This is a genomic window from Teredinibacter turnerae T7901, assembly GCF_000023025.1.
GTDB lineage: Bacteria > Pseudomonadota > Gammaproteobacteria > Pseudomonadales > Cellvibrionaceae > Teredinibacter > Teredinibacter turnerae_B.
The window spans coordinates 1,515,001-1,540,784 of the sequence record NC_012997.1 but is presented as its reverse complement, the minus strand read 5'-3'; the positions used below and the strand labels follow the sequence as shown (position 1 = coordinate 1,540,784).

The 25,784-nt window shown below is 48.7% G+C and carries 15 protein-coding genes; 5 read left to right on the top strand and 10 right to left on the bottom strand.

Going from position 1 to position 25,784, the window contains the following annotated elements:
• Positions 1–362: 362 nt before the first annotated feature.
• The 4 genes from TERTU_RS06590 (at position 363) to TERTU_RS06575 (ending at position 7,350) form a co-directional block, all read left to right on the top strand.
• Positions 363–3,056, top strand: coding sequence for a TonB-dependent receptor (locus tag TERTU_RS06590; protein ID WP_015818196.1), 2,694 nt, complete (start codon positions 363–365; stop codon positions 3,054–3,056).
• 96 nt (positions 3,057–3,152) lie between these two features.
• Positions 3,153–5,651, top strand: coding sequence for a glycoside hydrolase family 88 protein (locus TERTU_RS06585; RefSeq protein WP_015817034.1), 2,499 nt, complete (start codon positions 3,153–3,155; stop codon positions 5,649–5,651).
• 33 nt (positions 5,652–5,684) lie between these two features.
• On the top strand, positions 5,685–6,527 hold the full coding sequence (kduI, locus tag TERTU_RS06580) for a 5-dehydro-4-deoxy-D-glucuronate isomerase (protein WP_015819242.1): 843 nt from the start codon (positions 5,685–5,687) through the stop codon (positions 6,525–6,527).
• Between the two features lie 28 nt (positions 6,528–6,555).
• Positions 6,556–7,350 (top strand): gluconate 5-dehydrogenase, encoded by a 795-nt coding sequence (locus TERTU_RS06575; RefSeq protein ID WP_015818416.1) that lies wholly within the window; start codon positions 6,556–6,558, stop codon positions 7,348–7,350.
• Between the two features lie 225 nt (positions 7,351–7,575).
• Here TERTU_RS06575 and TERTU_RS06570 read toward each other — a convergent pair whose 3' ends face one another.
• The 6 genes from TERTU_RS06570 to TERTU_RS06545 form a co-directional block, all read right to left on the bottom strand.
• Positions 7,576–9,921, bottom strand: a complete 2,346-nt coding sequence (locus TERTU_RS06570; protein WP_015818333.1) for an RICIN domain-containing protein — start codon at positions 9,919–9,921, stop codon at positions 7,576–7,578.
• Positions 9,922–10,313: 392 nt separating this feature from the next.
• On the bottom strand, positions 10,314–11,582 hold the full coding sequence (locus tag TERTU_RS06565; RefSeq protein WP_015817490.1) for a pectinesterase family protein: 1,269 nt from the start codon (positions 11,580–11,582) through the stop codon (positions 10,314–10,316).
• Between the two features lie 244 nt (positions 11,583–11,826).
• On the bottom strand, positions 11,827–15,657 hold the full coding sequence (locus tag TERTU_RS06560; protein ID WP_015816881.1) for a pectate trisaccharide-lyase: 3,831 nt from the start codon (positions 15,655–15,657) through the stop codon (positions 11,827–11,829).
• Positions 15,658–16,357: 700 nt separating this feature from the next.
• Positions 16,358–17,662: a TRAP transporter large permease gene (locus TERTU_RS06555; protein WP_015818746.1), complete on the bottom strand. Its 1,305-nt coding sequence runs from the start codon at positions 17,660–17,662 to the stop codon at positions 16,358–16,360.
• Positions 17,662–18,150 carry a TRAP transporter small permease gene (locus TERTU_RS06550; protein ID WP_015818316.1) on the bottom strand — a complete coding sequence of 163 codons (489 nt, stop codon included), beginning with the start codon at positions 18,148–18,150 and terminating at the stop codon, positions 17,662–17,664. The genes TERTU_RS06555 and TERTU_RS06550 overlap by 1 nt, the downstream gene beginning before the upstream one ends.
• 54 nt (positions 18,151–18,204) lie before the next feature.
• Complete coding sequence (locus TERTU_RS06545; protein ID WP_041590094.1) at positions 18,205–19,251, bottom strand: TRAP transporter substrate-binding protein; 1,047 nt, start codon at positions 19,249–19,251, stop codon at positions 18,205–18,207.
• A gap of 979 nt (positions 19,252–20,230) precedes the next feature.
• Here TERTU_RS06545 and TERTU_RS06540 point away from each other — a divergent pair.
• Positions 20,231–21,157 (top strand): LysR family transcriptional regulator, encoded by a 927-nt coding sequence (locus TERTU_RS06540; protein WP_228378280.1) that lies wholly within the window; start codon positions 20,231–20,233, stop codon positions 21,155–21,157.
• Here TERTU_RS06540 and TERTU_RS06535 read toward each other — a convergent pair.
• From TERTU_RS06535 to TERTU_RS06520, 4 genes are all read right to left on the bottom strand, one after another.
• Positions 21,146–22,039, bottom strand: coding sequence for a DMT family transporter (locus TERTU_RS06535; RefSeq protein ID WP_015820055.1), 894 nt, complete (start codon positions 22,037–22,039; stop codon positions 21,146–21,148). The two genes, TERTU_RS06540 and TERTU_RS06535, sit on opposite strands and share 12 nt — an antisense overlap.
• 141 nt (positions 22,040–22,180) lie before the next feature.
• The gene (locus TERTU_RS06530) at positions 22,181–24,070 is read right to left on the bottom strand and encodes a flavin-containing monooxygenase (RefSeq protein ID WP_015818549.1); all 1,890 of its coding nucleotides are present in this window, start codon (positions 24,068–24,070) and stop codon (positions 22,181–22,183) included.
• A 21-nt stretch (positions 24,071–24,091) separates the two neighbouring features.
• Positions 24,092–24,583, bottom strand: a complete 492-nt coding sequence (locus TERTU_RS06525; protein WP_015819636.1) for a nuclear transport factor 2 family protein — start codon at positions 24,581–24,583, stop codon at positions 24,092–24,094.
• The gene (locus TERTU_RS06520; RefSeq protein WP_015819145.1) at positions 24,576–25,784 is read right to left on the bottom strand and encodes an aromatic ring-hydroxylating oxygenase subunit alpha; all 1,209 of its coding nucleotides are present in this window, start codon (positions 25,782–25,784) and stop codon (positions 24,576–24,578) included. The genes TERTU_RS06525 and TERTU_RS06520 overlap by 8 nt, the downstream gene beginning before the upstream one ends.

Here is a 25,784-nt window from a genome sequence, read left to right as displayed (position 1 = left end):
AATCCAGATGAAGTTGTCTGCTGGCGGCCGCGCCCGCAACCGCTCTACCCGCCTTACAGAGCCTAACGCCCAAGGCGCTGATACAGCACCGGCAACCCTTTCATCTACTCGCTGCCTGCAGCATTTTTTGTCGCAGTGATCGCGTCAGCAGTCACCTTGGCGCCGGCACGAATCGCCAGGCAGATTGGTAATAAACTCAATTTTTCTAGCACGAATTGCAATATAAAAAAATTGGTATTCCAATTCTATTGATTGGTATACCAATTTGTGCCAGCATTGGCCTTATCCAAAAATAATAAAGGTAATACCAAAAGCACCTTCCCGGTGCCGGTGAAACCGTAAACATCGAAGGGAAAATAATAATGAAGCCATATGCAATCACCCCCCTGGCCGCCGCGGTGGCTATGAGCATCAGCACCTTGAGTCTTGCCGAGGAACAAGCACTGGAGGAAGTTTATGTCACGGGGTTTAAAGCCTCGCTGAAGAACTCGCTGGCAACCAAACAACAGGCAAATGGCGTTGTAGATGCTATCTACGCTGAAGATATCGCCGATTTCCCCGACAACAACCTTGCAGAATCACTGCAGCGCATTCCCGGTGTCGCGGTGTCTCGCGCAGGTGGCGAGGGCCGACAGATTACGGTACGTGGCCTGGGGCCGGACTTTACCCGCGTACGCATTAATGGCATGGAAGCCATGTCCAGCACAGGTGGTACCGATGCGGTAGGCGGCAACAACCGCGGCCGGTCTTTCGATTTCAACACATTTTCTTCTGATTTATTTAGCAACCTGATCGTGCGAAAAACCAACTCAGGTGAAGTTGAGGAAGGCTCTCTGGGCGCGACGGTAGATTTGCGCACCGCCCGACCGATGGACTTTGATGGTTTCACCCTTTCAGTGTCTGCTCAGGCAGGCTACAACGACAAATCGGAAGAAATCGACCCCAAACTCTCCGTTTTGGTCAGCCACCATTTAACAGATACCTTCGGCGCCTTGTTTTCGGTGTCCTACGCTGATCGAAAAATTATCGATGAAGGCAACAGTACCGTACGCTGGTCCAACGCGGAAGATTTTGGTAGTTATCAGGGCGACCCGGATGCAGCGGAGCTTGAATACCTGAATGGCGACGACGCACCATTTCACCCACGGATTCCGCGCTACGATTCCTATACCCATACTATTACCCGCACCGGCGCCGCGCTGAGCTTGCAATGGCAACCAGCAACAAGCACTGAGTTCGTATTGGACACACTCTATTCTGAGCACGACGCGACACGCCGCGAAGTGTTTATGCAAGGCGTGGGCAACAGCACAAGCACCGTCGCCGATTATGATGTTCGCGATTACATCGTGGAAGGCAATACGCTGGTCTACGCTGATATCGCCAATGGCTCCGTACAGGCTGAAGACCGCTACGACGAACTTAACACCACATTCAATCAAATCACCTTGCATGCGAACCATGAATTTAATGATCGCTTGCGTATCAACGGGCTTATAGGAACCGCAGAATCCGAATTTAAAAACCCGATTCAAAACACATTTATCAGCCGCGCCGACGGCGTTGGTTTTAGCTGGGATTACCGCGGCGAAAGCGACGATGTTATGCTCACTTTTGGCGATGACGCTTACACCGAGTCCGCTTGGGCGCTGACCGGAATACGTCAGCGACCACAGGGAACCAACAACAGTTTCTCTAATGCTGCTGTCGACATCGAATATGATATCAACGCGGTGTTTACCGTTAAGGGTGGCATAAGCTCAAAATCGTTTGAATTCGATTCTTACCAATCCCGCCTTAGCTCCGAGAATAATCACGGCGTGACCATTGACGGCTACCTCACGACTTACGATTCAGGGCTGGGAGACGGCAGAGAGTGGCTTATCCCGGATCGCAAAGCACTGCTTGCCGATTACCCAATCCTGGATGACACCGGTGAATGGGAACTGATACCACGGCAACCAGATACATTCGGCGTAACCGAAGACACCACCTCCGCTTTTGTGCAACTTGATTTCGCCACCTCGCTAAACGATATGCCTTTTAGTGGTGACATCGGTTTGCGCAAATTTAACACCAGTCAATCGTCAACCGGCTGGTACGACGTCAACGGCGACGGCGAAAAAGAACAAATATGGGTCGATCACAGCTACGATGATTTACTGCCCTCAGCAAATTTCAGACTCGAAGCCATGGAAAATGTGGTGTTGCGATTCAGCGCGTCAGAAGGTATTGCGCGCGCAGGCCTGCAATCGTTAAAAGCGGACCAGGCAGTGCGCGTCGATGGTAGTGCCCGCGCAATCACGGGCGGGAACCCACTCCTTGAGCCCACTAAAGCCACCAGTTACGACGCAGGTATTGAACTCTACCTGAGCGATACCGCCGCCATGACGCTCACCGTATTTAAAAAAGAAATCGACAGTCACGTACAAAGTCTGAAGGACCAAAGAACACCCGCCGAACTTGGCATTCCCGATGAGGAAGTTGTCAGCCAGTGTGAACAGGCCGGGCAGGTTACCGCAGACTGTAACTCGTCATTACTGTTTGATCGCACAGTACCGCTCAACGGCCCGGGTGGCGACCTTCACGGCTTTGAGTGGGGCTTCCAAACCACATTTGGCGCATTCGGCGAATTCTGGGAAAACGTCGGTATTATTGCGAACTACACCTACGTTAAGACACAGGTCGCGTATCTCGATAGCGATGGCAATATCGATGTAATCGCCGACCTGACAAATCTGTCCGATGTCACTTCCAGCGCGACCTTGTACTACGAAGATACCCATTTCAGCGCGCGTCTCGCACTGGTAGAGCGCAGTGACTATCTCACCGATCCCCGCGGTCGCAACGGCAATGTTCAACACGGTACTTACGGCACCAGCAACCTGGATTTTTCTGCGGCCTACACGCTTAACGACCATTTCAAGCTCACGTTCGACGCAGTCAACCTTACCAACGAAGCTGATGACCAGTGGGTAGACGTCAACGATAAACGTCTTTCCTACTATCACGAAACCGGAACCCAAGTGTACTTGGGGGCACAGTATAAGTTTTAACATTTTCATATTTCCTCGACTGGGCAATGAAGCGTCATAGCGCCAGCACCATCGGCGCTTTTTTTCGTTTCCAACCACTAAACTCTGGAATGAATCGTGACAAAAAACTGGCTTAAACCTTTTTCAATTGTCAGCGCATCGCTGTTAATGCAATCGTGTATGCAACAGCAAACATCACTGGAACAAGCGAATACCGAGCAATCCCCTAGCATTGCGGTCCTAGCGGTCGCCAACCCCTCGGCATTTGAGCGACTGTCAGAGCAGATTTACTTAAGTTTTAACGAATTGGGTATTGAAGGCACGCACACATTAGTCGTGCGAGATAAAAAAGCACAGCTCCCACTCGATGTTATCGATAAAGACGGAGACGGCAACGAAGATGGTATTGTTATTCTTGTCAGCCTGAAAAGTGGCGCAAAAAAAGAACTTGTAATTTCACGTGCTGCAGCCCCCATTTCTCGGAGCGACCAAAAATTAACGCAAGCGGAAATATCGAGAAAACACGGTGGAGATTGGAACACCCACCCCAAGAAACCCGAATTCAAAGCCTATGACGGCGGGGTGTTTGAAAACGTCACACAACTGACACCACCCGATTTTTATACGGATCATTCCAACTGGATACGATATGAAGGGCCGGGAATAGAATCCGACAAAATGGCGTACCGGCTCTACCTGGACGAGCGCAACGGTTTCGATGTATTCGGCAAAACCACCCCTCAACCGATTTTGCAACGTGTTGGGCTGGACGGTTATGAGTCCTACCACAGCATGACGGAATGGGGTATGGATCTGTTAAAGGTGGGCGATTCTCTTGGCGCGGGTGGATTTGGCTTCTGGCAAAATAACCAGGTGCAAGCAGCCATCCCCGCCGAAACACGCACCGCGACTATCCGCAACAATACGAACACCTATTCATCATTTTCTATCGACTATCAAAATGTTCACATTGGGCAAAATCAGCTCAATATTTCGGCGCTTCTTTCCATGCAAGCTGGTAGCGAATTGGTGCACACACAACTGGCGATGTCTAATGCTAGTAACGATTTTGTTATAGGCACTGTGAAACACCCCAATACAGAATTACTTCTGGGAGATATGAATATTCCAGGTGATAGTTTTACCTATCTCGCAAGTTGGGGGCCTCAGTCGCTCGACGGAGGCCAACTCGGCTTAGCTGTACTGTTTCGCAAGCGTGACTTTAACAAAATTGTTGACGATAAAAAATCTTACGCGGCACACATGAAAACTCGAGGTAACCAATTGGACTACTACTTTGTTGCGGTCTGGGATGGAGAAACCCAAGAGCCGATAAAATCTGCTGACCAATTCGATGCTTTTCTCAAGAGGGAAACAGAAAAGCTGACTCAACCTATTCGTGTGCGCCTGCAAACAAGCCATACCAAAGAGACCCGCGCACAAATATCCAGACAATCCGCAAAAGCGGCGTTGCATTGGAGCGAGTGGATGGCTGACTCAGAGCTGCAACGGAAAACGCTGAAATACCGCGCGGGGGGTTGGGATACCAATCGACGCCGCGTACCTAAATTTGAATACGATATTGTCGGAATTTTGCCCTTAGCTTATGCGCGATTGGGGGCGGCAATGAATAATCCAGACTATACCGACGTTCTTGAGAAAGTGACGGGGTCTTACATTCGCAGCGACGGCAGCATTATCGCCTACAGCTCCGAAAACTTTAATATCGACAGTGTAGCGCCCGGTCGAGCGGTACTCGCGTTGTACAATCAAACCCAGTTGGACAATCAAGCTCAAAAGAAAAAATACAAGTTGGCCGCTGATCAGTTGCGCGAGCAGCTGCGCAATCACCCAAAAACCCGCGAGGGCGCTTTCTGGCATAAGAAAAAATACCCAGGGCAACTCTGGTTGGACGGCGTATATATGGGTATGCCCTTTCTCGCAGAATATACTACTCTGTTCGAACAGGGCGCCGCACTACACGAAGTAGTACAGGAGTTCATCCTTACCCGTAAATATTTGCGGGATGAAAAAACCGGACTTTATTATCACGCGATTGACGAAACACGTCAGCAGGAATGGGCGGATCCTACGACAGGGCTCTCATCTGAATTTTGGGGCAGAGGCGTAGGTTGGCTGGCAATGGCGTTAGTAGATACGCTTGAATACCTGCCTGCCGATAAACCTGAGTTAACTACGCCACTTCAGGACATGATTACAGAGCTGGCGGGCGCTCTTGTAAAGTATCGCGATCCAGATACAGGTTTGTGGTGGCAAATTATGGATAAGCCCAATAAACGCGGCAACTACCTGGAATCCAGCGCATCGGCTATGTTTGTGTATTTTTTTGCGAAGGCGGTAAATCGTGGCTATTTACCCGAGAGCTACACAAATGTGGCCACTAGTGCCTACGATTCACTGGTGAAAGAATTTATAACGGTTAATGCTGACGCCACCATTAGCATGACCAACCAATGCCTGGTAGCGGGGCTCGGCTTCGGTCGGGATGGAAGCTACAACTACTATATGAGCGAGCAGATCGTTGCTGACGACCCAAAAGGTACAGCGCCTTTTATTATGGCGGGGCTTGAAGTGGCCCAAATACAGAAAAGATAGCTCAGAAACCAGCTTTAAAACACGGAATTCACTATGACCATATCCATTGAAGAGCGGTTCGCCGTCCACAAAAACGATTACAAAAACTACGATACAAGCAAGCTCCGGGAACACTTTCTCATCGAATCTGTGTTCAAGCCAAATGAAATTTGCCTTACCTACACACACTACGACCGAATTATTGTTGGCGGCATCTATCCAGTAGATAGCGTGCTCCATCTGGAATCTGTCGATCAATTAAAATCCGACGCGTTCCTTGCCCGCCGCGAACTCGCGGCAATCAATATTGGCGGTGAAGGCATCGTGACAGTTGACGGAGAGAAATACACAATTGCCGCGAAAGAGGCCATTTATATCGGCAAAGGAGCGCAGCAAGTGAGCTTTGCCAGCACAACTGCCAGCGATCCAGCAAAGTTTTATATGAACTCAGCCCCGGCGCACCAGCAATTCCCCACCAAAAAAGTGGGCAAATCAGATGCGAATGTATTGTCGCTCGGGGATGCCACCACCTGTAACGAACGCGAAATTTATCAGCTCGTTATAGGCGGCGTCGTGGAGACGTGCCAGTTGCAAATGGGTATGACGGAGCTAAAGCCCGGCAGTATCTGGAATACCATGCCGATGCACACCCACAGTCGTCGCATGGAGGCTTATTTTTATTTTAATTTACCTGAAGAACACGCTGTGTGTCACTTTATGGGGCCCGCTGACGAGACTCGCCACATCTGGGTCGGTAACGAACAAGCGGTGGTATCACCACCCTGGTCCATGCATTCTGGTGTCGGCACAGCGAATTACACATTTATTTGGGGTATGGCTGGGGAAAACCTGGACTACACAGATATGGACTTTCACAACCCGGCAGACCTCAAATAAACCAGGTAATAATCAGGAGCAATACACAATGAGCACGGCGCTTTTTAATCTCGAAGGTAAGGTAGCCCTTGTCACGGGCGCGACTCACGGGTTGGGCATGGCCATGGGAAAAGGCCTCGCCAAGGCAGGAGCGACACTTGTCATTAATGGTCATTCCTCTCAGGAAAAGATCGATAGTGCACTTGAGGATTATCGCAATCACGGCATCAATGCGCTCGGTTACCGTTTTGACGTAACCAACGAAACGCAAGTTGCAGACGCCCTTGAGGCTATTGAAAAGGACGTTGGACCTGTTGATATCCTGGTAAATAACGCAGGCATTATTCGCCGAACCCCCCTTTTGGAAATGCCAATAGAAGAATGGGAGCTTGTATTAAAAACGGATTTAACGGGCGTTTTTACCATGACGCGACCGGTAGCCAAAAGCATGATCGGCAGAGGCAAGGGGAAGATTATTAACATCTGCTCCATGATGAGTGAGTTGGGGCGAAACTCGGTAGGCGCATATGCTGCAGCAAAAGGCGGCCTGAAAATGCTAACCCGCAACATGGCGACAGAATGGGCGAAGTACAATATTCAGGTTAACGGCATTGGTCCCGGTTATTTCGCTACCAGCCAGACCGCACCTATTCGCGTAGATGGTAACCCGATGAACGAGTTTATCATCAGCCGCACACCGGCAGGCAAATGGGGAGACCCCGATGACCTGCAAGGCGCAACCATTTTTCTCGCATCAGACGCAAGTAATTTTGTTACCGGGCAAATTCTCTATGTGGATGGAGGAATCCTGGCGACAATCGGCAGGCCGGCAAACGAAGACTAAAAACACCGGCCTTTCGGTACTTATCGTCCATCACCAGTTAGCTGCCCGTAGATTCCCCCCTTTTCAAAAGCCTCTCTTGGCAATCATCTTCAAAAACCCACTGCGGCTCGCGACTTGGAGCGAGCCTCACATAGGATTTATCACCGATTTATTCACATTCGACACCCCTGGCAGAGAACAGATAGAGTCCGCTGCCAGGTCGTGTTATAAAATACTACAGTGAATTTAATTGGAGCGAATGCCCCACACCGCAGTCCCATCATTGGATAATGCGCTAAATGTAACTTCGAAGCGGCTGCGTACCTGATTCCATTGGCGGCTCACGGCGCCTGAATAGCGCGTACCATCGATCACTAACGAAATAGCACGCTCGCCTTGGGAGTAACTCCAACTGCCACTCGCGCCACCACTGATCGATCCGCCGCTGTTTAATTGAATATCCGTAGACTGTTTTATCACCGCAGAAATATCCTTACCGTGATTTATCAGCTGATAGGTGCCGGGAACTTCCGGAGCATAAACTGCCTGCAATTGATCAAAGCTTCGGTTACTGTTATTTACATCTACTTTTTTCGCGTAGCGCAATGGCGACACGACAGGCCAGCCGTTTTCATTAAAAAAGAATTCGTGAACACGAACAGCGTGCTGCTCACCACGGCCGGGAAATCGGGTATGAAAGAGTAAAAAGTACTGCCCTGTTGCCGGGTCACGCCATGCGGAATTGTGCCCAGGAGAGACGTAACCCAAAGTGTCGTTGCTACCGGAGAACACATAGTTACCCATTAATTTTACGCCGTGGGGAGCAATACTGGCGTCGTCAAATACGGTTCCCGCAGCCCCTTTTACACTAGCCATGTTTGTGCCGTTCGAATCGTAATAGGGGCCCTCCGGATTGGCTGAGCGAGAGACGCGGATATTATAGCCACCATCTGCAGACAGTCCGCCGTAACTCGAAAACATATAATAAAATCCGGTTTCCGGGCTATAGATGACATAAGCTCCTTCAATCCTTGCATGATTACCGCCCAGCAAATGCTTGCCGTAACCTTGCCCACCATAAGGGAAGCCCGTGGATGGATCGAGCTGCATAATAAATATGCCACCAGAATAAGAACCGTACATCATCCAGAGGCGCCCGTTCTGATCGAAAAATACTGCAGGATCGACGACATTCGGATGGACATTCGCGTTGTAGGTTGTGCCATCTGCACTCGGTTGCCCCCACATGCCGGACCGCAGAATTATCCCTTGATTTGTGTAAGGCCCCCCTACATTGGATGCACTAGCAATTCCCAACGCAGAGAGCGGTGAATCTCCACGGCAAGCGTTGTAATACATTAAATAGCGGCCGTTTACACTAGCGACATCTGGCGCCCACAAGGTGTTAGTTTCCGCCCAGCTTAGCGCTTCCTGCAGCTCGTTAACGACATTGTTAAAAATCGGATTTTGCGCATTCACGCCATCCGCTACACGCACCCAGTTTTGCATATCTACACTGCGCGCAACGCTAAGATGACTACCAAAAATATAAAACTGTCCCTCTGCCGCGATTACTGAAGGATCATGTACCGAAATGGAGTTTAAACTGGGCGTAGCAAAAACAATGTCTTCAGGTGGTGGGGTTGGCGTAGGCGTGCTGCCAAAATCGCAAACTTCAGCACTCAGACTTGCGCCTGTTATACTCAAGCTGTCGATGTTCGCCAACCCTGCATTTGCAGTCGCTTCCAACCGAACAAAATGGTAGCCCTGGCTCAACCAGGTTGTTGAGGTTTCGCTAGCTGCCCAAGACGACCAAGAGCCCGTAGTTGGAAAACTTACGCTGGCAACTAAGGCACCATCAACTGTTAAGGCTCCAGGCCGTGCCGCGGCGCTGCCGTTGGAAAATCGCCATTCAAAACTATAGGTACCGGCAGTTGAAACGTTGATTGCCCACTCTACGCCTGTACCAACCTGATTGTCGGTGTTTGCAAATCCGCTTCCGGTAAAACCCATATTGTTACTATCGATGCTTCCATCAACGCGACAAAATCCCGCGTTATTTTCTTCAATAACCAGCGTATCAGGCGGCATAACAACCGGGCTAAGAACCCATTGCTGTGGGTCGCCGCCCCAATGAGTCCATTGAGCAATATTGGCTCCATCGCTCGTATCAAAATTATATAAATCAAGCGATTTATCGGAATAAACATTAACGATGCTTGAGTAACCATTCCCAAGATCGTTGATGTACCAGTGCTGGGTTTCACCAGCCCAATATGTCCACTGAACAATGTTCGCACCATCGGTGGTATCAAAGTTATACACTTCCATCGCCATACCGCTGTTGGCATTAACAATAGAATATATTCCTTCACCAACGCTGGAGATCTGCCAGCGCTGATGACTTCCATTGTTGTCAGACCACTGCTGGATATTTGCGCCCTCCGACAGGCTGGCGTCAGCCACCTCGATCGGCTTGTCAGATATTTTAGATTTAATTACGTAGATCCCATCTTCCAGTGCATAACCTCTAAAACACATGGAAGAAAACACTACTAACATCAGCAAACGGAAAATCAGTATTGGTCTCATGAGCGCCTCCTATTAATTTTGAATTTCCCTATATCCCGCTTGCAGAGAATACAACCGTTACACCATGTTATCTGCAAGAGAAATGCAGCAAGGGCATGATAACTCGGATGATAGTTTAAAAAAGATTAGCAAGGGAAAACGAGCAATCCTTTAATTTGTTGACTACTTAATCATTCTCGAATCTGGTATTGTGATCAAATTCCGCTCACAAGACTGTATCGGGATTAATGGTCACGAAACTTGCTATAGCACCTCCTTTTTGGTGCTAGAATTTCGGAGGAATAGTTTGAGTTGGTTATAGCCGAGCAATCCTCACAAACAAGCAGTATTATTCAGTACAGTTACAAACGTCGACAGACAAATAACGTTCAACGCAACACCGTTTGAGTCACTTACTCCATTCGCTGCGAGCCGGCATCCAGCACTTTCATGCCATCCGCCCAATCAGCCACGTGATAACCGCGCAATATATCCAGCATATTGGACTTAGCAGGACCACCATTTTCCAGACCGAATTCTCTTTCGCGTTGTGTACGAGCATGAACGCCAGGGCCGCGGTTATTCCATTCAAAGAACCTGGCACTTTCAGGCGCAAAAACCAAGGTTTTCTTTCCGTCCTTATTGGTACCTCGCATCGAAGTCCAACCACGCTTGGAAATATGCGCGCCGAAAACGCTGTTTGCGAATAATACGAAACCCACTGCATCTGGGTCTGCATAGCGGCCGTCAGAAAAATTTCTGGTGGGATGCCAAGGTCGACCCAATGCTACCGAGCCATCGGGAACGCCTTGTTCCGCGCCCAGCATGCAATGATTAAATACAAATCCATAGCTGTCGCGAAGCTGCGTCGAGGGCGCCGAAATGTAGCCACCTAGCGTTCCGGGTGATATCGCTTTACCGCGTTTGCGGGAAATCAGCTCACTGTTCTCGAACCAAACCTGACCACTGCCGAAAATAAAATCCACGTTACCCGTGACCATGCTATCAATAACGATCGCGCGTTTTCCTCGGGCAAACAGGGTATCTTGATGACTCGCGAGCTTAACGCCTTGCAGTAAAACTCGATCACTCTTTGAGTCTAAAAGAAGCGCCACAGCCTGAGCGCTAGCTTCCCGCTGGGGATTATTTTTTTCGAGGCCATCATTGCGTAGAAAATCAAAATCGTTCTCGATTGTGAGATTTCGCACAACCACATCGGAAGCGTTGATTGTTACCGTTGCCGATCCAGGTGTGCCCCAACCGTCGCGGTCATAGCTAGCAGCAGCACCTGCAGGCAACGCGTGCACAATGTGCGATTGATCCCGACCTATGCCTGCAAGCGTCAGCCCCGGAAGATCCAACACAATTTTTTCGCGATATCGACCTTTACCGATGGAAATAAGCGTGCTGCTACAATCAGTTTTTTTGAGATAGCTAAGCGCATCGCCAACCATTGCAAAGCACTGCCCGACACACGATTCCGTATCACCGCCCCCAATATCCGCCTGCGATAACACACTTACGCTGCAGCCACTCTCCACCGTTTTAGTGATTTCTTCACCTGCGGCCTTCGACACAACAAGAACTTGCAAACACAAAAATACGATATGTATTCGTTTCAATAAAAAGCTCAACGCCCAATTCAACGCGTTGTTCGGTAAACAATGCCCACGTCTATTCATAGCCACCTGTTTCCTGTTGTTATTTTTTAATATTCATTACATGTAAAAAAGGGCTCCCGAAGGAGCCCCTGTTGCCGCACAAAAACCTATGCAAATCTTCTATTAACCAGGCAATTAAATAGATGAAACTTGCTATTTAATCCCGTGCCCTTCGGCCAATCGCAGCGCTTCCCTGCACCGCCTGTTAACTTTGCTATCTTCATTACCAAGCTATTAGCACCGCGTCGCTATTAGCTACGCTGTGCTACTGGCAACCGCCAGGCGCACTGGCAACGACATCAGAAATGCTCGATGCACCAGTAACAACCCAGGGTGCAACGCCACCCTTGCCTGCGGTAGCAAAAAGGTAATCTGCCAGGTCTTGCCCAGCTGGCAACAAGTGGCCAGTAATCTCAGAGCGTGAACGATTGCTGTACTGCGCCATCATATCCGGCGTCGAGCCTTCACTTTTGGTAAGATCTCCGGCATCACCTTGCAGCTGGCAATTGGCGTTGGCCATCCACACGTAGCTGCCCCACACATCCAGGCCTCCTTCACGGAAATCACGCAGCAGGGTCTCAACAAAATAGTCAAGATCATCGCTGTTGCTATTGTTTGCCGCCTCGACTGCGTTATTCAGAACCATATTGTTTTCAAACGCGATTCGGCCCCCAACACGCACGCTGAGTATATCTTTGCGGTAGTTGTAGAACACGTTATTAAACATGTGGCTCTGTCCACGCCGCATAAGTGGCACTCGACGCAAGGTCTCGTAGCGACTATCGCTGTAGTGCTCGTCCGTTGTTACAAACAAGTTATTGTGAATAGTCGTCGTGATTTGTGAATTGATGGTACGGCTGTCGCTGGAACCGTGCAGCGCTGCGCGCTTAACATTGACCAGCTTATTGAACGAGACCGTAATATCGTAAGCACCCACTTTCACGTCAAACGCCGAGTCACCTGTGGTATCAAATGTATTCTGGTGAATCCAGATATCATGCGATTCACCCGTCGAGCGAATCATATCCGGGTCCAGATCGTGATCTTCCACATGCCCCACACCAATAAACTTATTGTTGGTGATAATGACATTTTCCGACTCGTGCGTAGAGGCACCGCTGCTGTCCGAACCGATTTTAAAGCCATTGAAGACAAAGGTGGCATTCGCACCGCGCCCGTCTATCGTGGTGTTGCTGTCAATCAGATAGTTGCGAATAGGCAGGCTGCTGTCATTGAGTTTTTCGTTAAAGAATGTTTCCAAACAAGCTTCGCTGCCCACACCGTTGGCGGAACACCAGGCATAAGGATCACGACATTGCGACTCGTTTAACCCAAGTGCTGATTGCAAGCTGCTATTCGAACAGTAAGGGCGATACATCATCAATTGCACTTCATCGCGGAAATCCTGTTTATCAAACACTATCCACTTATAGTCAGGTGAGGAAATCGCAGCGAGGATCTGATCTTCCGGGCGGTTGTTAGTAATAATCACCAGTTCACTGCCGCCGTTCGCATTGTATCCGCCAGTTGCGCTCTCACCGAAGCCAACAGGTTGGCCGAGGCTGCTGCTCAAACATTGGATAATTTCCTGATCGGTTTGCAGAGAAGTATCTCGCCAGTTTGTGTTCGGATCGTTTAGTAATGCGTCACAAGCGCCACCAATACCTCCGGAAGAGCTGCTCGATGAACTACTGCTGGAAGAACTGCTCGATGAACTGGAGCTACTGGATGAACTTGAGCCACCACAGGTTGCAGCTGCCACGCCCGGGCCAGTAATTTCCACGTAATCTATATTCGCGAGCCCGGATGATTGATTTGCCAGCAAGCGTATTTCTTTATACCCCGCACCCAGATTTAGCTGCACCGACGTAGTAGCCCATGAGGTCCAACTACCGGTACCCACAAAATCTTCAGTAGATACTGCAACGCCATTTACACTCAGTATCGCTGACCTGTTCACATCGGAACCATTGGCATAACGCCAGCGCAACGTATAAGACCCGCTATCGCCGGTAATTGTCCAATCGATCCCAGTGCCATTAGCATTGTCGGTGTTCGCAAATCCGCTGCCGGTAAATCCGCCGTTGTTGCTATCTACAGTTCCGTCAACGCCACAAAAGCCAAGGGCGTTTTCTTGCACAGTCGCGCTAACGACCGAGCCACCGGATGACGAACTGCTTGAAGATGAGCTACTTGATGAGGAACTATTTGACGAAGAACTGCTTGACGAAGAACTGCTAGAACCGCCCTGATCGCACGACGAAATGAATGTCCAGGACGCATCGCTGCCCGGAACCGTATTGGTATACCAGTTTGCCGCGTAGAGTGCGCCACTGTAGACCATTTGATCACCGGCATTCGCGTGATTATAGTCGCCGCCAGACCAGTCTCGCGCCGTCCAGTCAGGATACTCATTAATGCCAGCACAACTGCCGCCACCACCGCTTGTGCTCGAGGATGACGATGAAGCGCTAGTTGAACTAGAGCTGGAGCTGGAAGAGGTTGAAGAACTGGAGCTGCTGCTCGAGGAAGAAGACGATCCACCGGCACTCGCATAAGTTTCGAATTCTGCGATCGCAGGGGTACCGCTGCTGGAAAGGATTTCGAAATTTATTTTGCCAAGAGTAACTGGATTAAAATCAATGGTTCCAGCGCCCGTTCCGGAACTGATTTGCGCGCCGGTATCATTATTAATCAGCTCCCAGTGCTGTATATTACCTTCGCTTCCTGCGGCTTCAACAATAACGACACGCGCGACTGTTGTATCTTCACTCCACTTTATCGAGATACGCCCTGTTGAACTGCTGGGCGACCAGTAGGTGGCCAGGTCACCATCGCGCACATCACCGTAGGAAGTGCCCGACGCTTTACTGGAACCATCCGAACCAGCACCGATACTTAAATTCGTTCCGCCAGATCCACCAGAAGATGAGCTAGTTGATGACGAGCTGCTACTGGTGGAGCCACCACTGCTGGAACTACTGCTCGACGAGCTGCTACTGGATGATGAAGACGTGCTCTGGCAGGAACCATCAGACGTTAACATCCCCTTGTTCGCACCGGCAGTCGTTTGCACAATTTGAGGTACACATCCGGCATCGTCTAGCGAGTAGCTGTAGGGAATATTAACCGTCGTAGTGGATTGAACATTAGGACCTGCCGGATGTTCATCACTTTCCTCTTCCCAAACCACACTGCTGGCAAAAAAGTTGCCTGCGACCTGCCAGTAACCCTCCACGTCGTCATAAAACGTACCCAGCGGATTACGCGCGTTTTCAAAATAATTATTTTCTACACGTATCTTCGCACCACGGCGCGAGTTAATGCCGGTGCCTGAAATATTGCTGAAGAAGTTGTTGTAGGTATGAATCGCGTCGCCGTGGCGCAGCAGCGGGATACGAGAGTGAATATTTTCATAAAAATTATGATGAAACGTAATGTAGTTGTTTTCATCATCACTGCTGCTCGACCCTATAAGGCCGCCGCGCCCAGAGCCTTTAAGGTGACTGTACGAAAGGGTCACGTATTTGGTGTTGGCTTTCATATCGAAAAGGCCGTCGTAACCTTCACTTTCGCCACCAAACGCTTCCAGAGTTACGTGGTCTACCCACACGTTAGACACGTTAGATTCCATACCAATGGCGTCACCACCATTTGAGGTTGTGCCATTGGATTTTTTTACATCGCGCACGTACAGGTTTTGCAAAATAATATTACTTGATGAGCGTACATGGATACCCACCTCATCGAATGTTGCACCACCACCGACGCCCACAATAGTCACATTACTGACTTCTTTAATTTCAATCACGCCACTGGCGGTATTACAACTACTACCACTGACTTTACTGGTATTGCCCGGAGTAATTGTGCCTTCAACCTGAATTATGATGGGAGTGCTACTGGACGCCCGGCCGCACAACGCCTCGTGAATTTCCGTTCCTGTGCTTGCTCTTACAACCTGGCCGCCGGCGCCGCCCGTCGTACCGCCATTTAAGGCCGCAAAACCCACAGGCGCTGCAGAAACTGCCGTTGCTGCGCTACCGGCGAGCATTGCTACTGCCATTGCTACACATCGGTTTAAAAGGATGTTCATACCATTAACCCTTGCTGAAATTTTTGAGAGTTCGTCAGCCCGATTCGATTATTGTTACCCACGCAGTGGACAGACGAACGTTATTGAGATTGGCAGATGCCGTGGAGGGCGAACTCCATTCGCCGACCGGTCGCACCAGATAGAGGACGACTACACGGCAACTGACAGGAGGGGGTTACAAAAGCCTCACAATGGTCTTACCAATAATAGCCAAAGCCGCAGCATATGGCCTGACCAGTCTACAATCCAAAGTGGATTTGTAAAGTTCGCTTTATGATCGAATCTGCATATTCAACGAGATTTTTAGATAATTAACGCTAATTTGTAACGAGCGTCATATTTTCAGATGTGTTTCGTGCCGAATTGAGAAAAGCAAGCACCACCTACTTAACTCGTTAATATAAAAAAGCAGCTATAAAAAGCCGGGCAAAATATCGTCATGCCCATATAAAAGGCAAGCTGGCAAGCGGAACACTCAGGATAAAATTAAAATTTAAAGAATAAACGCTCGGATAAAGCTGCTCGCTTTGCGTAAAAAATATCACTGCAAAACCACATTCCGATGGCGCCTATAATGCCATATAGAGGCGGCCAAAATTGCGCGCCCGATCATGTACAGGCAGATCCCTGTGGCAGAAGTTAACGGTATTAACGCGCGGTTAGTCACAAACGGAGAAAAAACCTTAAAATTCGTGGATTCCTACTTCTCGTATAACCCAGCGTTGATAGGTAGCCACTCGCTTAGCGCAGGAACAAATGTAACCAGCAGCAGCGCAATAAACATGGCGGCATACAAAGGAATTAGCGGCTTCACCAGTTTTGCGATACTGGTTTTAGCGATACTGCAGCCGACAAATAACACACTGCCCACAGGAGGCGTGCAAAGACCTATGCAGAGATTTAACACCATCATGATGCCAAAGTGCAGTGGTGATAAGCCAAGCTGTACGGCGACGGGTAAAAAAATCGGGGTAAATATGAGTACCGCCGGTGTCATATCCATAAAGATACCCACGGCGAGTAAAATCAGATTTATCATCAGCAATATTACGAACGGGTTGTCGCTCAGTGCCAGGAGCGTGGCACTAATGGCCTGCGGAATATTCTCATAGCTGAGCATCCACGACATCGCTGTAGACGTTCCTATAAGCAGCATAACTATCGCCGTGGTTTCAACCGCTTTGGTAAATATTTCAGGTAAATCAGTCAGCTTTACCTGACGATAAACAACGGTTGCCAGAAAGAGTGCGTACAGCACGGCCACCACACTCGCTTCGGTAGCCGTGAAGAACCCGCCGATAATCCCACCAATTACCAGTACAATCAGCAGTAAACTCGGTAGAGCATCAAGTGTTTTTCGCACCACGTCGCCAGGCGTAGGCACTTGGCCAACCGGGTAGCCCTGTATTTTTGCATAAACGGCACAAACCCCCATAAGGCCCAGCGCCACCAGCAAACCGGGAAGGTAGCCAGCAACAAATAACGCCGCAATAGAAACACCACCACTCGCCAACGAATAAACGATGAGAATATTGCTGGGTGGAATCAGTAACCCGGTTGTCGATGCGGTGACAGTTATCGCTGCAGTAAAATTTCGGTCGTATCCCTCTTTTTCCATGGTGGGAATCATAAAACCGCCAATAGCGGAGGTCGCCGCCACGGAGGACCCGGAGATAGCGCCAAAAAGTGTGCAACTAATAATATTAACAAACGCCAGTCCGCCGGGAAGCATCCCCACCAGAACCTTGGCAAACTCAATTAAGCGCAGCGCAATACCGCCCCGCCCCATTAACAATCCAGACAATACAAAAAACGGAATCGCCAACAGAGCAAAGCTATCTATGCCTCCGCCCATACGCTGTGCAACCGTTGTTACCGCTGGCAAGAAATCGATAGTAACCAACATGGCAAGCAACGTGGCAACACCAATGGCAATGGATATAGGTACATTTATTAAAAGAAGAACGACAAAAACACTTAACAAAATAATTACAGATACATCCATTAGTCGCGCTCCGCAGCTTGAACGGCTTGTTTGGAAAAGAGCAGCACTCGAATCTTATCGATAGCGAACACACATATGAGCACGCCACTCAGTGGAAGCACCAAATAGACATACCCCAAATTGATCTGCAATGCAGCTGACACCTGAGCCAGAGCAAAAGTCAGTTGCACAAGTTGGATTCCACCTAACACCATCACAATCAATGCATAGCTGGCGCACACGCTGTGCGCTAACAATGCTACCGCCAACGCGCGCTCGGCAGCTAAGGCTCTGGTAACAATATCCAACCCCAGATGTGCCCCGGTTCGGTAGGCATAAGCGGCCCCGAGCAAGCCAATCCAGACCAGTAAATAGCGCGCGAGTTCTTCGGTATAAGAGCTCGGTTGAGCCAATAAAAAGCGTGTAATCACTTGCCAGCTAACATCCATCACCATGACAAAAAGCAGCAATGCCAGAAAGCGACCCAATAGTTTTTCGAGGGTGTTCATGTTGGAGCCTATTAGCACTAATTCGACGACCGCGGAGTTGCGGTTAAGCATTAATTATTGTTGTCTGATTTCGGCAACCAAGCGACCAAGTTCAGTATCTTTTGTTGACTCAAACATGGGCTCAACCGCGTTGGCGAAAGGTGCTTTTTCCGGTTTAATAATCGTGACGCCGGCCGCACTAATTTCCTTCAACGCGTTTTCCGTTGCCCGCTGCCAAAGCTGGCGCTGAAAAACCACTGCATCATCCATCGCCTGCTGCAGCCAATGTTGTTCGGTAGCGGATAACTTATTCCACACATGCGTGCCAATGAGGATAATATCCGGCACCGAGGTATGCTCGTTTAAAGAGTAGAACTTTGCCACTTCATAATGTTTTGAAGAGTAGAAACTTGGCGGATTATTTTCGGCACCGTCCACCACCCCTTGTTGCAGCGCGGTGTACAACTCACCCCACGAAATAGGCGTGCCTGCCCCACCTAACGCACGCACCATCCGTACCGCCGTCTGGCTGTTCTGTACCCGTATTTTTAGCCCCGCCAAATCAGAAGGTTGCTGAACAGGTTTATCAACCGTGTAGAAACTGCGGCTGCCCGCATCAAAATAACCCAACCCGCGCAGTTTTACCGGCTCGCCAGAAAGGAGCAACTGGTGCCCAATCGGCCCATTCAATACCGTCCAATAATGGTCTGCGTCGCGAAAAACGTAGGGCATACTGAACACTTTCATCTGCGGGATAAAGCCTTCGAGCGGACTGGATGAAACCTTGGTCATCGCGAGAGAACCAATCTGCAACAGCTCAATCATCTCCCGCTCAGAACCGAGTTGGCCACCGGGGTAGATCTGTAGAGACATGCGCCCAGCAGAAATCTCGTGTACACGCTTTGCCATATAAACCATGGCTTCGTGAACAGGGTGTGCCACGTCTAACGCGTGGCCCATCCGTATCACGCGTACCTTCGATTCCGGAGCACAGCCTGTCAGATTGGTGCTCAGCATAAGCGCCAGCATTAACATTAAGCTCGCCCGAAGGGCCCGCAAAGCAGGTTTTGTGCAGAACATACGCACCTTTTTATAATTATTAGTGGTTGCCAGAAGCGGCATCACGCCAGTGGTTACAGAGCGATGCCCGACATATTGGTATTACCATTTTTGCGATGATTACACATAACGGTTTCCATATCAATATTTGGTATGACCAATATACATTCAACAGGGGACAGCTCGAACCGGCATTTTGGGGAGTGGAAGTGAGCAGCCTTATGCGGCGAAGGAGCCCGTCATCGGGCTCAGTGGCTAAATTGAGGTGAGTCAGCGCCATATTGTTAGCTCGATATCTAGCTATACCGGCAACAAGGCCACCGATAGTGTGACTATGGTATTAACGCAGAATTACCGCCAGACGATTCGCCCGACCAGCATGTTGCGCACCAAGAAGCAATAGACCAGGGTATTGCCCGGCAATTATGGCTAGTGGATGAATAGCAAGCCGGGCTCGTATCCGAAACCTAACTTTTTCGAAACCTAATTTCCTGTCTTTCGGGGACATCAGCGACAAACGCCAGGGCCTGCCGACACTCGTGTCTTACCAGGCCTGGGTTCGAGTTTGCCGCATCGCACTTCTACACGGCCGCGACGCAAGCATACAATCAGTTACAACCTTCCCCTAACCGCATTAGCCAGTGCCAGGGCACAACAATGCCAGACAGCTCACGAACCTCAGCAAAATCCGTTAATGTTTTTCCTCGTCCAAACATGGCAAAACCTGTTGTTCACAAGATCCCAAACTTGCATACATCACTTTCGGAATAAACGTTCAAACGTTTTAATTAATTTGGTAATTTTGTCACGTAATACAATATTCAAACACTATTTAATGCTTTGATCCCAGTGCTATTCAGATCAATAAAAGCTGTATGCAGCATTCAAGCAAACCACATTATCAAAATGTGCATTGATCCTGCTTCGAGGTTTATCACCAGCATCTATTGCCAGCGAGATTTGGCTAAATAGCAATAGAGTGGAACAATGCGTTAAGAAATTTACAATAAAAACTTCCAGCAAGCATTTAACGGATAAAAAAGTGGATACATTAGACGGGATAAAAACGATTGTTGCTGTACTTGAAACTGGATCGTTCACAGCAGCTGGCGATCGACTTGGCTTGTCCAAAGCGCTAATAAGCAAATATATCAGTCTGATGGAACAGCAATATGGCGTGCGATTTTTCAATCGAACCACGAGAAAAATCGCGCCGACAGAAGCAGGCCTTAAATACTACGAGAAAGCGCAAATCATCCTCAATGAGTTCGCATCACTGGTCGATTTTGTTTCAGAAAAGAAAGACTCTTTGAAAGGATCACTCAAAATCAGCACTTCGGTCACCTTTGGTGAATTTTTGTTAATAGACAAGATTCCCGAGTTTATGCGTACTCACCCAGAGCTACACCTGGATATCAATCTTTCCAACCATAAAATCGATTTGCTCGAAGAAGGAGTCGATGTTGCTTTGCGCATCAGTGACAGAATCAGTCCAAATCTGATTGCCAGGAAAATCACTGAGTTTCCATTTTGCTTGTGTGCCTCGCCAACCTACCTAAAAGCGTATGGCACACCGCAGTCTACGGCAGAACTACAGGATCATAAATGTATCGTTGATTCCAACTTCAGAATCACCAACGAGTGGCCATTTCAGACCGCCGATGCGCTAGATAGAACTATCGCAGTTCCATCAGCTATTTCAGTAAACAGCCCTAGGGCAATACGCGACCTGGCAATTAATGGAGTGGGAATAGCGCTGCTACCGAAATTTGTTGTCTACAAAGATATCGAAGCCGGCATTCTGACAGAAATACTCGAGAATCAATCGACACTGTCCTTTTCGTTGCATGCATTGATTCCTCACCGCGAATATATCCCTAACAAAGTTCGCTATTTCATCGAATTTCTATCCGAACAATTTAAACCACACAGCTTGTGTGCAGACGAAAAAACTAGACTACTTGGTTAGCGCTACATTTCTTCGAGGCAAGCTGAAAACAAATATACCCAGTAATACAAATAGAAATGAGAGGTAAAATACAGCGCCTGCGTGTTCACCTAGAATCACAATGGAGGTGGCAGCACCGACGAGGGTTGCGATAACGCCAATAAAACTGATATAAACCGGGCCAGAGAGCTTCTGCACAAAGAAAAATAAGCAGTACATAAACACATAAATGGTTACTTGTAGTGCAACCCATCTAGGCTCACTAAAAATACGATAAAGCTGCAGCGTCCAGTCGTTGTCGCCCACAACCAATACAACAGCAGTAATTGGACATGAAAACAGCAGCATGGAAGCCGCTAGTTGTATGGGGTGAATCAGCTCTGGCCAGCGCTTTGTGCGATAAATATTACCCAACGCGATAACAACGGGAATCAAAAATGCGATAAATGTCCAGAGGTTGAGCGCTCCGCTGCCTGTATTCGCAGAAAGCGAAAGAAATACCCCACCGACGACACACAAACTGGTACCCAACAAGTGAGTAAACGATGCCTTCGACATTCCCAGAAAAATAGACAACAGCCAGGTGAGGGTGATTGGAAAAGACAACAAGATCGATAGATACGACACACCGATTTTTGTTACCACAAAGAAAGACAAAATATTCGTAAGAGCAAATATAAAACCCGTAACCGCGGAGTATTCCAGGTAGCGCCAACTTAGTCTATGTCGATAGCCGAGAAGTACGGCAAGAAGCTGAAGCAAAACTCCAGCGATAAATGAGGATGATAGCAAGAATGCGAGTGGGGTCAGGCCATCGCGACTGGCGAATTTAATCATCGATACAGACATCGAGAGGAGCGTACCAAGCACCACGAGTAGCGCCATCACAAATACTACGCGCATGTAAGAACCTGAAAACAATCGATATTTCTCCTGCCCTTAGCCTAACAGCCCAATATTGCAAACTTATATAACAACCAACCGCTATAGCCGAAACCCCGCGCCCAAACCACGGGATTTCACCATAGAGTGTTAGGCAGAGCCTTAGGACGTAGCCGAAGCCTCGGAGTAATGACCTTTCGCCAAGTGGGAATTTACGCTCGATACCGATACCTGGCCGGAACCTATAACACTTTCGTGGACACCGTAGCGCTGCTGCAAGAAAAATTTAAAGCCTTCGAGCTCGTACTGCTTATCAAACAGATCTACCAGATTCGTGTTATCGCTAACACTGCTAAAACGCTTGCAACCCGGCCATTGATTTTTAAGAATCTCCTGCACGGTGCGGAAGCTACTATCCTGATTCACATCCATATTCTCGAGGTTAAACAACCTGGCAACAAAGCGAAACGCTGGCGCGAGCGCCGATAACCCTGCGCAAAGCGGGATGAAAAAGAGCAAGTGAGACAGGGGTGCTTTGGTGATACCCGCCCGATAGACAAACTCTTTTGCTTCTTTATAGTTTTTACCGTGACCAAACAAGCGGAATTGTGCAGCCACCATACTCCCGAAATAAAAATTATAGAAAAGCCGGGGATTCAAAATAAGCCGATACCATTTTGCTTCCACGCCAAGCAGGCGCGCCATGTAGCGAGTAAATACGTAATACTTCACGTTTTCGGACTTATTCGGCTCCATGTAGAAATAGAAATCCTGTTCCTCATGCTTTAAGCGCGCGATCTCCTCACGCAATTGTGCGTCGGGTAGCAGCGCATTCCGCTTCGCAAGCAACGACGAGAAATAACGCGCCTGCAGTTCTGCGCAGGTTGGAACGCCACCTACGTCCGGTCGGGTAAAGCCTATCCAAGCCATGGTATCTCGCAGATCCGGGTGAATCATATGACAAAAACAATTGCGGATATTCTCTGCGGCTTCCTTCGCTGCCGGATGATCTATAAGGTCGAACTGCGTCTTATAGCCCGTGGACAACATGATGTCGGTGCAGGGTATTTTAGTTCCATCCTTAAGGATCAGACCGTCTTCCACCGCGTGATCCACATCAGTAAGGTGAAGCTGCAAGCGACCAAAATCTATGTCCTGAAAGAATGCATCATTCTTATTAGTAAACTCGCCGTGAAGCCCTTGTTTTACCAGATACTTCCACATCCAGATAGACGATAGCTGTCGCTCGCGCTTGTTTTCGTTGTGTCGAATGCCGCGCTGTACAATTCGGGTTTTCAGCGACGCTTCCAAATTGGACTGGCTTACAATAAAGGAATAGTGTGCAGCACGGGTGGTGCGGGAATCGTTGGTATCACCAAAAATTATTCGCGATACAATACTTTTAGGGCGTTTGATCAGCAAGTGGGCGGTCTTAGCAACCTTTGATATTTGGTGTGCGATATCGGAACCCGACTCTCCAACGCCAAGGCAAACCACGTCTTTGCCTTTAAATGCCTCAGGGGTTTTATACATATAGCTGTGATGAATACTGCCCTTGAATTGATCAAGGCCACTAATATTCGGGATATTAGGGTTACGAAATTTTCCACTGCATATGGCAACAGCGTCAAAATATTCGCTCTTGATTTCTCCAGCACTGTTGCGAAACTCGACTTCCCAGGTTTCCGAATCCAGTGGCGAGATTCTAAGTACTTCTGTTTTGAACCGCACAAATTTTTTCAGGCTGTATTTGTCTGCGAAATCATGGAGATATTCCAGATACTCCGAACCCGTCCAATAACGCCGTTTACGATCTTTGGGGATGTGGGATGAAAACGACATGAAGTAGTTCGATATCGTAAGATGGATATCGTTGTATGCGCCTACCTTGTCATCCCGGCAGTAAAAGGTACCCCCTACATCATCCTCCAGTTCAAAACAGGTTACTGAGTGACTGTCCTCACGCAACTCGCGCATGGTGACAAGCCCGGCCAATCCGGCGCCGATTACCGCCACTTTTTTCATCTGATGATTGGATGTTTCTAGACGCACTGTAATTTCCTCGCAAAGGCATTAAAACGGATAGGTAATGGACCCAGGTATTTCAGCGGCATCCACGATGAAGTGTTTTTTTCTGAATTTATAACGATCCTCTCGGATCACAACTTCGTCATTACAAATGCCAGCAGCCAGCACCTGGCTAGGCTTACCACATAAACTTTCCAACACGAAAAAACTGGAACGGCAACAGAATACAGGCTCACCGATTACCCTCTCCTCAATCGAGAGACCACTGTAAAACCGTCGCACGGATCGCTCGCGGAAAAACACACCTGTGCGCAGACCATTTACTCTGTCACGCAACATATCTATACCGGTGCAATTAACCAGCGCGAGCTCATAGTCGCTTTCCATATTTTCCTGCGTACCGATTTTATAAGTACACTTCGCATCGAAATCTTGTAGCCATACATCCAGAGACTGATCATCGAGCAGGCGTGTGTATTTCGCATAAAGATGGTTAATGTTCGCGTAGTGGAATAAAAATTCAGTCTTTTTATCCATGGGGCTGCTCCCCTAGCGCGCTTTTATAAAACCGATAGAACGCTCGAATCGCGGATTCTGACACCATATAATCGGTATCCCCCATGCCCTCACCAGCCTCTAACACAACTGGGGTATCGCCCAGGGCAACAGCGTCTTCCTGAATAAGCTCGAGCACTTCGTTATCGTCCACAGTTACAAAGCCCGCGGGGCCAAGTAGATTGGCTTGTAGTAGACGCTGCTCTGTAAGGGATATGTCTTCATCCTGAAACCCAAAAAAAGTCCAGGTTTGGATACACCTGGATGCACCATCGGGGCGTACATGACGCATCACCAGACAATTAAGTTGTTGCAAGAAAATGAGATTCGGCCAGATTGTCATTACTGCACCGGTTCCCCCCTCAAACTCACGAATGTGTTGGATCATCCGAGGGTCTGCCAGACTTAATGCGCTTTCCGCTTTCGCAGGTTTGAGCTTATCGAAGGACGCGGTAGAAACCAGTACACTTGAACTGCCAGTTTCGCTGACCACAACATCGGTTTTTTGATCACTACGCCAAATGCCAAATACCTTAAAAAAGGAATGCAAAATAGCCGCGTGTATCGGATCTTTCACATTTTCTATCTGTAACTTCCAGTTCGCCTTAATGATGTGCCGCATCTTTCCGATCACTTTAAGCGGCCGACCGTCGCAAACCCTGTCGAAGTAGCTGCAAATTTTTGGCCCCAGATAGGTCGCGAGATCGTCCATATCCGGCGCCAGCGACCCAAATACCACGCCGTTGCGCACGGCAACTTTTACCGGAGTCAGGTTGTGGTCACTTATATTAAAATCACTGGGCATACCGCCTTTACCGTCGATTCCATGCCGGTAGGGCACGCCCTTAAGTTTTCCGCTCAGATCGAACGCCCACTCATGATAGGGGCAAATAAACTGCTTAGCTTTACCCTTGTTGGCGATACACACCTTTGAACCACGGTGGGTACATCGGTTAACAAACGCGTTAATGTCGCCGGATTTGTCTCTCACAACAACAACCGGTGTTTCGCCAATATAGGTTTCGATATAAGCTCCGGCGTCCGGCACTTCACACATCAGACACAGGTAGTTCCAGGAACGCCCGCCAAAAATATTGGCAAGCTCTGCCTGATAAACGATTTCATCAGTGTAAAATTTTGGCGAAAGTCGTCTGAACTCTGTGTCTAATGGTGTGCAGCTCAT